Annotated in this window: 14 protein-coding genes; 8 read left to right on the top strand and 6 right to left on the bottom strand. The window is 69.3% G+C overall.

Annotated features, from left to right (window positions below):
- Window positions 1-105 precede the first annotated feature (105 nt).
- From ABD164_RS09245 to ABD164_RS09235, 3 genes are read right to left on the bottom strand one after another with little or no spacing between them, the layout of a single operon-like run.
- The gene (locus tag ABD164_RS09245; protein ID WP_344295590.1) at window positions 106-1044 is read right to left on the bottom strand and encodes an NUDIX hydrolase; all 939 of its coding nucleotides are present in this window, start codon (window positions 1042-1044) and stop codon (window positions 106-108) included.
- Window positions 1041-3230: an RNA degradosome polyphosphate kinase gene (locus tag ABD164_RS09240; RefSeq protein ID WP_344295589.1), complete on the bottom strand. Its 2190-nt coding sequence runs from the start codon at window positions 3228-3230 to the stop codon at window positions 1041-1043. Before ABD164_RS09240 ends, ABD164_RS09245 begins: the two co-directional genes overlap by 4 nt.
- A 44-nt stretch (window positions 3231-3274) precedes the next feature.
- On the bottom strand, window positions 3275-3964 hold the full coding sequence (locus tag ABD164_RS09235) for a response regulator transcription factor (RefSeq protein WP_344295587.1): 690 nt from the start codon (window positions 3962-3964) through the stop codon (window positions 3275-3277).
- An 83-nt stretch (window positions 3965-4047) separates the two neighbouring features.
- Here ABD164_RS09235 and ABD164_RS09230 point away from each other — a divergent pair, with 83 nt between their 5' ends.
- The 3 genes from ABD164_RS09230 to ygfZ all read left to right on the top strand — a co-directional run bounded on the left by ABD164_RS09230 (window position 4048) and on the right by ygfZ (window position 6285).
- A complete protein-coding gene (locus tag ABD164_RS09230) occupies window positions 4048-4362 on the top strand; it encodes a hypothetical protein (protein WP_344295586.1) in 315 nt (104 codons plus the stop codon).
- Between the two features lie 154 nt (window positions 4363-4516).
- Window positions 4517-5125: a nitrobindin family protein gene (locus ABD164_RS09225; RefSeq protein ID WP_344295583.1), complete on the top strand. Its 609-nt coding sequence runs from the start codon at window positions 4517-4519 to the stop codon at window positions 5123-5125.
- Window positions 5125-6285, top strand: a complete 1161-nt coding sequence (gene ygfZ / locus ABD164_RS09220; protein ID WP_344295582.1) for a CAF17-like 4Fe-4S cluster assembly/insertion protein YgfZ — start codon at window positions 5125-5127, stop codon at window positions 6283-6285. The genes ABD164_RS09225 and ygfZ overlap by 1 nt, the downstream gene beginning before the upstream one ends.
- A gap of 190 nt (window positions 6286-6475) precedes the next feature.
- Here the strand turns inward: ygfZ and ABD164_RS09215 are convergent, their stop codons facing one another.
- On the bottom strand, window positions 6476-7285 hold the full coding sequence (locus ABD164_RS09215) for a class I SAM-dependent methyltransferase (RefSeq protein ID WP_344295580.1): 810 nt from the start codon (window positions 7283-7285) through the stop codon (window positions 6476-6478).
- A 103-nt stretch (window positions 7286-7388) separates the two neighbouring features.
- Here ABD164_RS09215 and ABD164_RS09210 point away from each other — a divergent pair, with 103 nt between their 5' ends.
- Complete coding sequence (locus ABD164_RS09210) at window positions 7389-8135, top strand: phosphoglyceromutase (RefSeq protein ID WP_344295579.1); 747 nt, start codon at window positions 7389-7391, stop codon at window positions 8133-8135.
- A gap of 103 nt (window positions 8136-8238) precedes the next feature.
- Here the strand turns inward: ABD164_RS09210 and phoU are convergent, their stop codons facing one another.
- Window positions 8239-8898, bottom strand: a complete 660-nt coding sequence (phoU, locus tag ABD164_RS09205) for a phosphate signaling complex protein PhoU (RefSeq protein ID WP_344295578.1) — start codon at window positions 8896-8898, stop codon at window positions 8239-8241.
- 185 nt (window positions 8899-9083) lie between these two features.
- Between phoU and ABD164_RS09200 the strand changes: the two genes are divergently transcribed.
- Complete coding sequence (locus ABD164_RS09200) at window positions 9084-10364, top strand: sensor histidine kinase (RefSeq protein ID WP_344295577.1); 1281 nt, start codon at window positions 9084-9086, stop codon at window positions 10362-10364.
- Window positions 10361-11041 (top strand): winged helix-turn-helix domain-containing protein, encoded by a 681-nt coding sequence (locus tag ABD164_RS09195; protein WP_344295576.1) that lies wholly within the window; start codon window positions 10361-10363, stop codon window positions 11039-11041. The genes ABD164_RS09200 and ABD164_RS09195 overlap by 4 nt, the downstream gene beginning before the upstream one ends.
- An 85-nt stretch (window positions 11042-11126) precedes the next feature.
- Here ABD164_RS09195 and ABD164_RS09190 read toward each other — a convergent pair whose 3' ends face one another.
- Window positions 11127-11606 (bottom strand): DNA modification methylase, encoded by a 480-nt coding sequence (locus tag ABD164_RS09190; protein ID WP_344295575.1) that lies wholly within the window; start codon window positions 11604-11606, stop codon window positions 11127-11129.
- Window positions 11607-11766: 160 nt separating this feature from the next.
- Here ABD164_RS09190 and ABD164_RS09185 point away from each other — a divergent pair, with 160 nt between their 5' ends.
- Both ABD164_RS09185 and ispD read left to right on the top strand, forming a co-directional pair.
- Window positions 11767-12249, top strand: coding sequence for a CarD family transcriptional regulator (locus ABD164_RS09185; RefSeq protein WP_022889889.1), 483 nt, complete (start codon window positions 11767-11769; stop codon window positions 12247-12249).
- A 13-nt stretch (window positions 12250-12262) separates the two neighbouring features.
- Window positions 12263-13453 (top strand): 2-C-methyl-D-erythritol 4-phosphate cytidylyltransferase, encoded by a 1191-nt coding sequence (gene ispD / locus ABD164_RS09180; RefSeq protein WP_344295573.1) that lies wholly within the window; start codon window positions 12263-12265, stop codon window positions 13451-13453.
- Window positions 13454-13482: the final 29 nt, after the last annotated feature.

Below are 13482 nucleotides of genomic sequence, written 5' to 3'. Positions count from 1 at the left end.
GACGCTAATCAGCGCGCCTTACGAGCTTGGGCTGCGTCGGTAAACGGGAGGTGAACGAGCGCTGTCGCTCCGGATGTCTCGCAGGAGGCTCGCAGAAACCGCCGGCTATGCGCGGGGCGCGTGCGTCTCGATGGCGATGATGCCCGAACCCGAATTCGTCGCCGAAAGGTGCACGACGCTGAACGCGCCCGGCTCGAGTCCCGCGGCAGCGGTCACGTACGAACCGAGGGGAGTGCCCGTCGCCAGCGCGATCTCGCGCATGATCTCGGGAAGCACCGGACCGTGGCTGCAGAGCACCGCGTTCTTGCCCGACCGCACCCGCTTGCCGACAACGCGGCGCACCTCGCCGTCGCCCGCCTCCCACGCGTCCTGGCTGATGCCGGCCTCGCGCTTGACCGTGATGCCGGTGGCTGCCCCGAGCGGGGCGACCGTGGTGACGCAGCGAACCGCCGGGCTCGAAACGATGCGCTTGAGGCCCCACGCGGTCAGCGTGTGCACGAGGCCGGCGGCCTGCTCGACGCCGCGCTCGGTCAGCGGGCGCGACGTGTCGGTGCCCGACCAGCCGCTGCGTCCGACGGCCTTGCCGTGGCGCAGGAGCGTGAGCGAAAAGGTCGAGGTCACGCCCTGGTCGACGAGCTTCGCGAAGTTGTCGAGGATCTCGACGTCAGGTTCGTAGCTCAGGTAGCCACGCGCTCGTTTGAGCGTCACCCACTCGATGGCAGCTACCTCGGAATTCGGTTTGAACGTCGACTGCTGCACGGCGCGCTCGCTCACCTCGGCCGCCCAGTAGTGCACGATCTTCTCGCGCCCGCTCGAAAGTGGGTAGCGCGAGACGCCGAGCGGCACCCCGAGCGCGACGGCGAGCCCGGTCTCTTCAGCGATCTCTCGCACCGCGGTCTGCGGCAGCGACTCGCCGGGGTCGACCTTGCCCTTGGGAATGGTGACATCGCCGTACACCGTGCGGTGGATGACCAGCACGTGCAACTTGCCGTCGATGATGCGCCAGCAGACGGCGCCCGCCGCATAGATCGCCGTCGACGTCACCGGCGTTTTCCGCTGCGCTTGCGCTGACCGATCTCGAGCATCTGCCTATTCTGCAGGTCGGTGAGGGGGAGTCCCGATTCATCGGTCGAATGCCGGGTCCACACGCCGTCGCCGGCGAGGTGCCACGTGCTCGTCGAGTCGTCCATGGCCTGGTCGAAGAGCGCGCTGATCTCGGCGAGGTGCGCCGGGTCGGTGAGTCGTACGAGCGCCTCGACGCGGCGATCGAGGTTGCGGTGCATCATGTCGGCGGAGCCGATGTAGGTCTGCACGTCGCCGTCGTTCACGAACGTGAAGATGCGCGAGTGCTCGAGGTAGCGGCCCACGATCGAGCGCACCCTGATGTTCTCGCTGAGCCCCGGGATGCCGGGACGCAGGCTGCAGATGCCCCGCACCCACACGTCGACGGGCACGCCCGCGTTCGATGCCCGGTAGAGCGCGTCGATGATCGCCTCGTCGACCATCGAATTGACCTTGATGCGGATGCCGCTGGGCCGGCCTGCTTCTGCGTTGCGGATCTCTGTGGTGATGAGTTTCAGCAATCCCTTGCGCAGGTGCAGGGGAGCCACGAGCAGGCGCTTGAACTTCTTCTCGATCGCATAGCCCGAGAGTTCGTTGAACAGGCGCGTGAGGTCTTTGCCCACCTGGTCGTCGGTGGTGAAGAGCCCCAGATCTTCGTAGATGCGGCTCGTCTTCGGGTTGTAGTTGCCGGTGCCGATGTGGCTGTAGTGGCGCAGGCCGTCTTTCTCCTGCCGGATGACGAGCGCGAGCTTGCAGTGCGTCTTGAGCCCGACGAGCCCGTAGACGACGTGCACGCCGGCCTTCTCGAGCTTGCGTGCCCACGTGATGTTGGCCTGCTCGTCGAACCTGGCCTTGATCTCGACGAGCGCGAGCACCTGCTTGCCCGACTCGGCCGCGTCGATGAGCGCCTCGACGATGGGGCTGTCGCCCGACGTGCGGTAGAGGGTCTGCTTGATGGCGAGCACGTCGGGGTCGGCGGCGGCCTGCTCGAGGAAGGCCTGCACGCTCGTCGCGAACGACTCGTAAGGGTGGTGCACCAAGACGTCTTGGCGCGAGATCGCCTTGAAGATGTCGGCGCGCCGGTTGGGCTCGGAGGGCTGCAACTGCAACGCGGTGGTGGGCACGTGAGTGCCGTAGTGCAGGTCGGGCCGATCGATCCGGGCCAGGTCGAAGAGGCCGCCGAGGTCGAGCGGCGCGGGAAGCCGATAGACCTCCTGCTCGGTGACGTCGAGCTCGCGCACGAGCAGGCCGAGCGTCACCTCGTCCATGTCGTCGGTGATCTCGAGCCGGATCGGCGGGCCGAACCGGCGCCGCAACAGCTCTTTCTCGAGCGCCTTGATGAGGTTCTCGGTCTCGTCCTCCTCGATCTCGACGTCTTCGTTGCGGGTGACGCGGAACACATGGTGCTCGACGATCTCCATGCCGGGGAAGAGGTCGCCGAGGTGGTTGGCGATGAGGTCTTCGAGGGTGATGAAGCGCACCCGCTGCACCGATTCGCTGGGGTCGACGCGCACGAAGCGGGGCAGCATCTGCGGCACCTTCACGCGAGCGAACTCCTGTCGCCCGGTGCGGCTGTTGCGCACGCGCACCGACAGGTTGAGCGAGAGCCCCGAGATGTAGGGGAACGGATGCGCCGGGTCGACCGCGAGCGGCATCAGCACCGGAAAGATCTGGGCGCCGAAGTAGGCGCGCAGGTGGGCGTGCTCGTCGTCGCCGAGCTCGTCCCAGGTCACCACCTGGATGCCCGCCGCTTCGAGGGCGGGCTTCACGAGTTCCTGATACGCGGCGGCGTGCCGCTCCTGCAGTTCGTGCGCCTTCGTCGAGATGTCGACGAGCACGTCCATCGGGGCGCGGCCGACGTTGGTGGGCACCGCGAGCCCGGTCATGATGCGGCGCTTCAGGCCGGCGACGCGCACCATGAAGAACTCGTCGAGGTTCGACGCGAAGATGGCGAGGAAATTCGCCCGCTCGAGCACCGGAAGCGTCGGGTCTTCAGCCAATTCGAGCACCCGCTGGTTGAACGCCAGCCAGCTGAGCTCGCGATCGAGGTACCGCTCGGCGGGCAGCTCGGGCGCGCCCTCGATATCGAACGGCTCGAAGTCATCGTCGAAGTCGCTCGCCGTCCGGTCGGAGGTGCGCTCGTCCTCGATGAGGCTGTCAGAGGTCATGCCCTCATCATGCCATCCGGTGAGAACCGGATATGAGGCTCGGATCAGCGGGCCGGTACGGCCGGGGCGCCCTCGTCGTCTTCGTGCACGTTGAAGCGGTAGCCGACGTTGCGCACGGTGCCGATGAGGCTTTCGAGGTCGCCGAGCTTGGCCCGAAGGCGCCGCACGTGCACGTCGACCGTGCGCGTGCCACCGAAGTAGTCATAGCCCCATACCTCGCTCAGCAGCTGCTCGCGAGTGAACACGCGCGACGGATGGGCGGCGAGGAAGCGCAGCAACTCGAACTCCTTGTAGGTGAGGTCGAGCGGTCGACCGTGCACCTTGGCGGAGTAGCTGGCCTCGTCGATGACAACCCCCGAAGTTTGGATGCGCTCATTCGGCGTCGAACGCTGCGATCGGCCGATGGCGAGTCTGATGCGCGCATCGACCTCGGCGGGGCCGGCGTGCTCGAGCACGACGTCGTCGACGCCCCAGTCGGGCGTGACGGCCGTGAGCCCGCCCTCGGTCACGACGAGCACGAGCGGCACCGAGAGCCCGGTCGTGCGAAGGATCTGGCAGAGCGCCTTCGCGCCCGCCAGGTTGGTGCGCGCGTCGAGGAACACGAGATCGGATTCGGGCGCCTTGACCAGCTGCTCGGGCGAGGCCGGGATGACCCGGACTCGATGAGACAGGAGCGGAAGAGCCGGAAGAACGTCATCGTTGGCTGCCGGCGTCAAGATCAGCAGCTGCGCCACGCCACACCCTCCAGTAGTAAGGTGCGGTCAATACTACGGGACGGGCCGACCCCGTCCGCGACATCGAACCCTGGGGAGCGACGATGGCCGAGAAGCCGGCAGTGAGCAGCGGATGGCCCGGCATCGCGTCGGTCTGGGCGATCGCCCTCGTCGGGGTCGGTGTCGTGGTGGGTCTCGCCTTCGCGCGCGGCGCCGACTGGTTCGCCGGGTTGGGCGCGCTCGGCATCTTCGCCGCGCTCGGCGTGGTACTCGCCGTGGTGGTGATCATGACCCTCGCCGTTCAGCTGGCCACCCGCCGGCCCGAGGGGTTCGTCGGCCGGGTCGCGGCGAGCATCGCGGGCGCGGTCGTGATGGTCGTGCTCGCGGCGGCGGTCGTCGCGCCGGTCGCCCTGCGGTGAGCCGATAGACTCGGAGCATGTCTGAGTTGCTCGCCCTCGAACTCCTTTTCATCGGCCTGCTCGGCCTCGCGAGCCTCGCGATCGCGTGGGTCAGCGGCGTCGTCGTCTACAAGCTCTTCAAGGGTCAGCGCTAGGTGCCGGTGAAGGCGTGGCGATGATCGAGCTCCCTCTCGACCTGCCGGCCGAGCTGGTGCCCCTCTCGTGGCTCCTCGGGGTCTGGGAGGGGTCGGGCGTCATCGACTACAAGGTCGGCGAGGCGTCGGTCACGCACGAGTTCGGGCAGCGCGTGAGCTTCAGCCACGACGGGCTCCCGCACTTGAACTACACGTCGTACACATGGCTGTTCCCCGCCGATGACGGCGGTGAGCCGACGCCGCTCGCGACCGAGACCGGCTACTGGCGGCTCGCCCGCGAGCAGGGCGAGGGCGATCCCGGGCCGGCGCTCCTGCCCGCGGTGGGTGATGCGCGCTACCCCGACGCCGAGGCCGTCGAGCAGCTGCGCAACACCGACGGGGGCTTCGACCTCGAGGTGTCGATCGTGCATCCGGGCGGGGTCAGCGAGCTCTACCTCGGCCGGGTTAAGGGTCCGCGCATCGACCTCGCCACCGACGCCGTCATGCGAGCTGCCGGCGCGAAAGACTACGCGGCGGCGACCCGGCTCTACGGCCTCGTCGACGCGCACCTGCTCTGGGCGTGGGACATCGCGGCGCTCGGCCAAGACCTGCGCACCCACGCGTCGGCCCGACTCGCGAAGGTCGACTGATGACCGTGTCACCGTTCCTCGCCCTCTCGGGGGCCGTTCCGGCCGAGGCGCTCGACCTCGGAGTAGCAGGCCACTACGGCAATCCCATCGTCGAGCAGCGCAAGCTCGAAGGCGGTGACGCCATCGTCGACCTCTCGGGCCGCGGTCTCGTGGTCATCACCGGCCCCGACCGACTGTCGTGGCTGCACTCGATGGCGAGCCAGGCCGTCGACCACCTCGCCCCCGGCGAGAGTGCCGAGGCGCTGCTGCTCGACGCATCGGGCCACATCGAACATGCCGTGCACCTCGTCGACGACGGCGAATCGAGTTGGCTCATCGTCGAGGGCGACGAGGCCGCACCGCTGGCGGCGTTCCTCGACCGCATGCGCTTCATGCTTCGTGTCGAAGTCGCCGACCGCAGCGCCGAGTACGCGGTGATCGCCGCGATGTCCGCGGCCGCGCTCGATGCCGCCGTACCCGCGGCGGCGCCCGCCGCAGTGGCCCTCGACTGGACCGACCCCTGGGCCTCGCCCCGGCCGGGTGCCCACCAGTACGCCGATCCGTCCGGCCACCCGGCATCCGACTGGCACTGGATCGAGCGCATCGTGCCGCGCACCGCGCTCGCCGACGCAGCCGCCGCCGTGGCGGCCGGCCGCGTGGCCGTCGCCGGATCGCTCGCCGCCGAGGCGCTGCGCATCGCCGCGTGGCGTCCGCGCCGTGCGACCGAGGTCGACGAGAAGACGATCCCGCACGAGCTCGACTGGCTGCGCAGCGCCGTCGACCTCGGCAAGGGCTGCTACAAGGGCCAAGAGACGGTCGCGAAGGTGCTGAACCTCGGGCGTCCGCCGCGCCGACTCGTGCTGCTGCACCTCGATGGCAGCGACACGGTGCTGCCCGCGCCCGGCGACGAGGTCATCGGCGAGAAGGTGCGTCCCGAACCCTCGCCGGGCGAGGCGCCCGAGCGCCGCGCGGTCGGCCGCATCACGTCGAGCGCGATGCACCATGAGCTCGGGCCCATCGCGCTCGCGGTCGTCAAGCGCGCGGTGCCGGCCGACCTGCCGCTCATCGTGCTCAGCCACGGCATCGAGGTCGCGGCGGCGCAGGTCGAGATCGTCCCTGCCGGCGCCGGTGCGGCCGTCGACGTGCCACGCCTGCCGCGCCTCGGCGTGCGCAAGCCCTGACCCGACCCGACCCGGCCCGACCCGGCCCGACCCGACCACGCCTCATCCACCCGATGCGCCTCCTCGCCGCTCGTCATGTGCGCAATTCAGGTTGGCACTCGGCGTGTCGTCCTGACACGCCGAGGATGCGGGGCACGACACACCTCCGCACCTGAATTGCGCACACGTGCGGAGGCGCGGGGTGGGGCCGTCAGGCGGGAGCCACCGCACTCCACGGCACGGTGATCTCGCCGAGCCGCGACCGGCGCGGTCCGCCGATCACGTGCCACCCCTCGTGCCGCACGGTGGCGATGGTCGCGATCCATCGCTGCGACGGCCCGTAGACCGACGTCGGCGCATGCACGCGCCAGGCCCGGTCGAGGGTGGCGAGCAGTTCGTGGATGCGCTCGCCGGGCACGTTGCGATGGATGAGCGCCTTCGGCAGTCGCTCGGCGACGATTGACGGAGTCTCGAGCCCCGAGCGGCGCAGGCTGATGGTGAACGTGCGCGGTCCCGATGCGTCGACGCCCACCCAGCTCGCGACGCGCCCGAGCTCGTCGCAAGTGCCCTCGACGAGCAGCCCGCCCGGCGCGAGCCGAGCGGCCATGCGCGCCCAGGCGGCCGCGACGTCGCGCTCGTCGTACTGTCGCAGCACGTTGAACGCCCTGATGATCGCGGGGCGCCGGTCGCCGGGAGTCGGCACCTCGAACCCGCCGCGCGCGAAGTCGACCCGCAGGCCCGCGTCGAAGTGCGTCTCGCCGGCGCGCACCTGCGCCAGCTGCTGCCGGGCGGTGCGCACGCGGGCGGGGTCGATCTCGAGCCCGAGCACGTCGACGTCGGTCCGCACGTGCGCGAGCCGCGCCGCGAGCTCGAGCGCGGTCACGCCGCTCGCGCCGTAGCCCAGGTCGACGACGAACGCGTCGGTGGCGTGACGCAGCGCCGACTGGGCGCCGATCCATCGGTCGATGCGCCGCAGGCGATTCGTGTTCGTCGTCCCGCGCGTGATGGATCCGACCGGCATGGTGCAAGTCTCGCAGGCCCGCGGGGCGGGTCGCGGCATCCGTCGCCGTCATCGGGATTCATGCGATCAGGCGAGCGGATGCCTCGCCGCTAGGCTGGTTCGCATGCCTCACACCCTCGTGCTGCTGCGCCACGGCCAGAGCGAATGGAACCAGAAGAACCTGTTCACCGGTTGGGTCGACGTCAGGCTCTCAGAGCTCGGCGAGACCGAAGCCGCACGCGCCGGCGAGCTGCTGCGCGAGTCGGGGCTGCTGCCCGACGTGCAGCACACCTCGGTGCTCACGCGCGCGATCCAGACGGCGAACATCGCCCTCGACGTCGCCGACCGCGCCTGGATCGACGTGCGTCGCTCGTGGCGGCTCAACGAGCGTCACTATGGTGCGCTGCAGGGCCTCGACAAGGCCGAGACCCTCGAGAAGTACGGGCCCGAGCAGTTCCAGCTGTGGCGTCGTTCGTTCGACACGCCGCCGCCCGTGCTGGCCGACGACGCCGAGTGGTCGCAGGTCGGTGACCCGCGCTACGCGAACCTCACCGACGCCGAGATGCCGCGCACCGAGTGCCTGAAAGACGTCATCGCGCGCATGCTGCCCTACTGGGAGTCCGACATCATCCCCGACCTCGCGGCCGGCAACGTCGTGCTCGTCACCGCCCACGGCAACTCGCTGCGCGCGCTCGTGAAGCACCTCGACGGCATCAGCGACGACGACATCGCCGAGCTCAACATCCCCACGGGAATCCCGCTCGTGTATCGCCTCGGCGACGACTTCATGCCGCTCGGGCCCGGCGAGTACCTCGACCCCGAGGCTGCCGCCGCGGGTGCCGCAGCTGTGGCCGCGCAGGGCAAGAAGTAACCCCCTCCGCCGATCGAGTAGCGAGCGCCAGCGAGCGTATCGAGATCGGGTGACGGTCTCGATACGCTCCTGCGTCGCGACTCGACCACCGGCGTGTCCCGCGTCAGTTCGCGGACTTCTCGGGATCCCAGTCGCCGGTCACGAGGTACTGCACCTTCTTGGCGATCGACACCGCGTGGTCGGCGAATCGCTCGTGGTAGCGGCTCGCGAGCGTGGCGTCGACGGTGTCGACGGCCTCGCCCTTCCAGGTCTCGCCGAGCACCTTGTCGAACACCACGAGGTGCAGGGCGTCGACCTTGTCGTCGTCGTTGCGGATCTCTTCGGCGAGCTGCGCGTCTTCGGTGCGCAGCAGCTCGACGAGCTTGCGCGCGATCTCGACGTCGAGCTGGCCCATCTCGGCGAAGGTCGACCGCAGCGACTTGGGCACCACCTTGTCGGGGAAGCGATAGCGGGCGAGCTGGGCGATGTGGGTCGACATGTCGCCCATGCGTTCGAGCGAGGCGCTGATGCGCAGTGCGCTCACGACGATGCGCAGGTCGCGGGCCACCGGCTGCTGGCGGGCCAGGATCGTGATCGCCAGCTCATCGAGGGCCACCGTGCGCTGGTCGATGAAGTTGTCGCTCGCGATCACCTCTTCGGCGAGGCTCACCTCGGACTGGTGGAACGCGCGCGTGGCCTTGTCGATCGACTCGGCCACGAGTTCGGCCAGCTCGACGAGTCGGTCCTGAACCTCGGCCAGTTCCTGCTGGAACACCTCACGCATGTACGAATCCTTGTCTCTCGGTGTCGCGCGCGGCGGGCGCGGGGCGACAGGGGCATTGCGGCCCCGGCACATCTTTCCGGCGGCAGGTGAACAGCAGGTGCCGGAATGCTGAACAACCCCTAACGTACCGCCGCACAGGCGGTCAACGGCCGAGACGGACTGATCGGCTGGCTAGTCTTGAATGCATGGACTCCACGTGGCTGGTGCTCACCGCGCTGGCCTTCGGCCTCTTCTTGGGGGCCGCCTTCATGATCGTGCTGCACATGGCCGAGCGTCGCGGGGCCAGCGCGGCGAAGGTCGTCGCACCCACCATTCCCGACGGCGTCGACCAGGTGCTCGACGTCATGGAGTCGGCGGGAATCGTGCTCGACCCGTCCAACAATGTGCTGCGCGCTTCGCCCGGTGCCGTCGCCATGGGGCTTGTGCGCAACCAGCAGCTCGTGCATCCCGAGCTGCTCGAGATCGTCGCGTCGGTGCGCCGCACGGGTGAGCCGGTCGTCGGCGAGGACTTCGTGGTCTCGCGCGGCCCGTTCGCCGACTCTCCCCTGCGGCTGCGCGTGCGGTCGGCACGCCTCGGCACGCGTTTCGTGCTGCTCCTCGCCGAGGACCGCACCGAGTCGTTCCGCCTCGACGAGGTGCGACGCGACTTCGTCGCCAACATCAGCCATGAGTTGAAGACCCCGATCGCCTCGGTCAGCCTGCTCGCCGAGGCGCTCGATCAGGCCGCCGACGAGCCCGACCAGGTGCGGCGCTTCGCCGGCCGCCTGTCTGTCGAGGCGAGCCGGCTCGCGCACATCTCGAGCGAGGTCATCGAGCTCTCCCGGTTGCAGGCGCGTGGGGCGCTGCGCACCGACGTGCTGCTCAGGGTCGATGAGATCGTGGCGGCTGCGGTCGAGCAGAACCGTGTCGTCGCCACCGCGAAGGGCATCGACGTGGCCGTGAAGGCGTCGTCGAAGGCCGAGGTCTACGGCGATCGGTCGCTGCTGGTCGTCGCCGTGCACAACCTCATCGCGAACGCGATCGCCTACTCGAGCGAGGGTGGACGCGTGGGCGTCGGCGCGAAGGTCGTCGACGGCGCCGTCGAGATCGCCGTCACCGACCAGGGCATCGGCATCGAGGCCGATGAGCTCGAGCGGGTGTTCGAGCGGTTCTACCGCATCGACCAGGCGCGCTCTCGCAACACCGGCGGCTCGGGTCTCGGGCTCAGCATCGTCAAGCACACCGTTCAGAATCACGGCGGCGATGTGCGGGTGTGGTCGCAGCCCAGCAGGGGGTCGACCTTCATGATCCGGCTTCCGCTCGCCGAGCCGCCCATCGAGGCGTCCGACGCGACGGGGTCGCCGACCGGCGACCGACCCGTCGACCGACCCGCCGACCCCATGCCCCAAGACCCGATGCCCGCCGTGCGTCGCGGCAGCCGACGCGCTGCGAAGGTCGCAGCATCCGACCGAGGAGACCGTACGTGACTCGAATCCTGCTCGTCGAAGACGAGATCGCGTTGAGCGACCCCCTCAGCTTCCTGCTCGAACGTGAGGGCTACGAGGTCGAGGTGGCCGCCGACGGACCGTCGGCGATCACCGCGTTCGACCGGACCGAACCCGACCTCATGCTGCTCGACCTCATGCTGCCGGGCCTTCCGGGCACCGAGGTCTGCCGTGAGATCCGGTCGCGCTCGACGGTGCCCATCATCATGCTCACGGCCAAGGATTCCGAGATCGACATCGTCGTGGGCCTCGAGCTCGGCGCCGACGACTACGTCACCAAGCCGTACTCCACCCGCGAACTGCTCGCCCGCATCCGGGCGGTGCTGCGGCGGCGCACCGAGGTCGACGACTACGACGAGGCGATCCTCGAGGGCGGCCGGGTGCGCATGGACGTCGACCGGCACACGGTCGAGGTCGACGGCACGGCCGTGCCCATGCCGCTCAAGGAATTCGAGTTGCTCGAACTGCTCATGCGCAACCCCGGTCGGGTGCTCACGCGGGGCCAGCTCATCGACCGAGTGTGGGGCTCCGACTACTTCGGCGACACCAAGACGCTCGACGTGCACATCAAGCGCATCCGTTCGAAGATCGAGTCGCAGCCGTCGGAACCCGTGCAGCTGGTCACCGTGCGCGGGCTCGGTTACCGATTCGAGGCGTAGGCGCGCGAAAACGAACGAGCGGATGCCCCGGGGCATCCGTTCGTTTCGTCATGCGGGGTGTCGCCGGGCGGCGGCACCCGACGCGTCACGGGGCGAGGTCGGCGTATTCGGGCAGGCTGCTGTCGAGCACGGGGACGCCGATCTCGATGCCCTCGGCCGAGCCGTACTGGAAGTAGAGGTCGACGAGGGCGCCGGGCCGCGTGTCGAGGCCCTCGAGCAGCACCGGCTCGAGCACGTCGATGCCCTCGACGTCGGAGACGCCGAGACCGACGGTGGACCCGGCCGCGACCTCGATGGTCTGCGTCTGGCCGCTGTCGACGATCTGCACGTTCAGTTCGACGTCGTCTTCGCCGTTGTTGACGGCGGTGAGCACGAGGTTGCCGGCGTCGCCGTCGTCGCTCACGACGAGGATGTTGCGCAGGTCGAGGTCGCCGACGTCGGCGGCGACGCCGTCGCTCGCGGCGTAGGGCTCGGTCGTGGCCTGATAGGTGAGCATCGCGCAACCGCTCGCGCCGAGCGCGATGCCGAGAGCCAGAGCAGCCGATGCCGCGAGACGCGCCTTCACAGAACCTCCAAGAGCGAGCGGGCACGCGGCCGTTTCGGGCGCGCGCGAAGAATCGAATCCGAGCATATCCTACGGCCGCGGTGCCCACCCGAAGGGGAGGCGGAACCTTAGCACGATCTCGAATGTGATATCCTGAGAGTTGCCGAAAGGACACATATTCATGCTTTTTGAGGTTGGCGAAACCGTCGTTTACCCCCACCACGGTGCCGCAACGATCACCGAAGTGAAGAAACGAATCATCAAAGGTGAAGAGAAGCTCTACCTCAAGCTGAACGTCACGCAGGGCGACCTCGTCATCGAGGTTCCTGCCGAGAACGTCGACCTCGTCGGCGTGCGCGACGTCATCGGAAAAGAAGGCCTCGACAAGGTCTTCGAGGTGCTTCGAGCCCCCTTCACCGAAGAGCCCACCAACTGGTCGCGCCGCTACAAGGCGAACCTCGAGAAGCTCGCCTCGGGTGACGTGATCAAGGTCTCCGAGGTCGTGCGCGACCTGTGGCGTCGCGACCAAGACCGCGGGCTCTCGGCCGGTGAGAAGCGCATGCTCGCGAAGGCACGTCAGATCCTCATCTCCGAGCTGGCGCTCGCCGAGAAGACCGACGAAGAGGCGGCCTCGACCGTGCTCGACGAGGTGCTCGCCTCCTAGCTACGCTCGTGCCATGAGCACGCCCACGATCGCCGTCATCATCGTCGCGGCCGGAAGCGGCACGCGTCTCGGGCACCCTGAACCGAAGGCATTCGTGCCGCTCGGCGACGGCACCGTGCTCGCTGCGGCCGTCGCCGGCGTGCTCGGAATGGCATCGCCGCCGCACCTCGTGCTGGTGGTTCCCGACGATCGGGTCGACTCGACCCGGTCGTCGTTCGGGTCTGCCGTGGTCGCGGCATCCGCCGTGCTCGACGTCGTCGCCGGCGGCGCGAGCCGGCAGGAATCCGTCTCGCGCGGGCTGGCCGTGCTTCCGCCGGGAATCGACACGGTGCTCGTGCACGACGCGGCGCGTGCCCTCACGCCGAGCCTCGTGTTCGACGAGGTCGCCGGCGCCGTGCGGGCCCGCAATCGCGGCATCGTTCCCGCCCTCGACGTCGTCGACACCATCAAGCGGGTCGGTGGCGACGGCAGCGTCGTCGAGACCGTCGACCGGTCGCAGTTGCGCGCGGTGCAGACGCCGCAGGGCTTCCCGCGCCGGGCGCTCGACCACGCCTATGCGACGGCGCGCGGCGAGTTCACCGACGACGCGGCGCTCGTGGCATCGTCCGGCCTCGCCGTCGACATGGTGCCGGGCGACGTTCGAGCGTTCAAGATCACCGTGCCGGCCGACCTTCACCGCGCCGAGCAGCTCGTCGCGGAACGCACGGGGCGAACACCCCGGTTCGGCGCGCCGCCGCGCATCGGCACGGGCACCGACGTGCACGCCTTCGCCGCCGACGCAGGAACCGCGCTCTGGCTGGCCGGCCTGCACTGGCCCGGCGAGCGAGGGCTCTCGGGGCACAGCGACGGCGACGTCGCAGCACATGCGATCTGCGACGCACTGCTCGCGGCGGCGGCAATCGGCGACGTCGGCCAGGTCTTCGGCACCGACGACCCCCGATTCGACGGCGCCCACGGCGAGGTCTTCCTCGCCGAGACGAGACGCCTCGTCGAGGCATCCGGATTCTCGATCGGAAACGTCACCGTGCAGGTCGTCGGCAACCGGCCCAAGCTGGCGCCCCGCCGAGCCGAGGCCGAGGCGTTGCTCTCACGGGTGCTCGGCGCGCCGGTGAGCGTGAGCGCGACCACGAGCGACGCGCTCGGCTTCACGGGCCGGGGCGAGGGCATCGCCGCGATCGCGACGGCCCTCATCCTCCCCGCCTGAGCCCTGAACGGGCGGCACAGCGGAAGGAC

It is taken from the genome of Agromyces neolithicus (genome assembly GCF_039529735.1).
Taxonomy (GTDB): Bacteria; Actinomycetota; Actinomycetes; order Actinomycetales; family Microbacteriaceae; genus Agromyces; species Agromyces neolithicus.
Note: the sequence above shows the minus strand (reverse complement) of the source record. Positions and strands in the feature narration are given on the sequence as shown.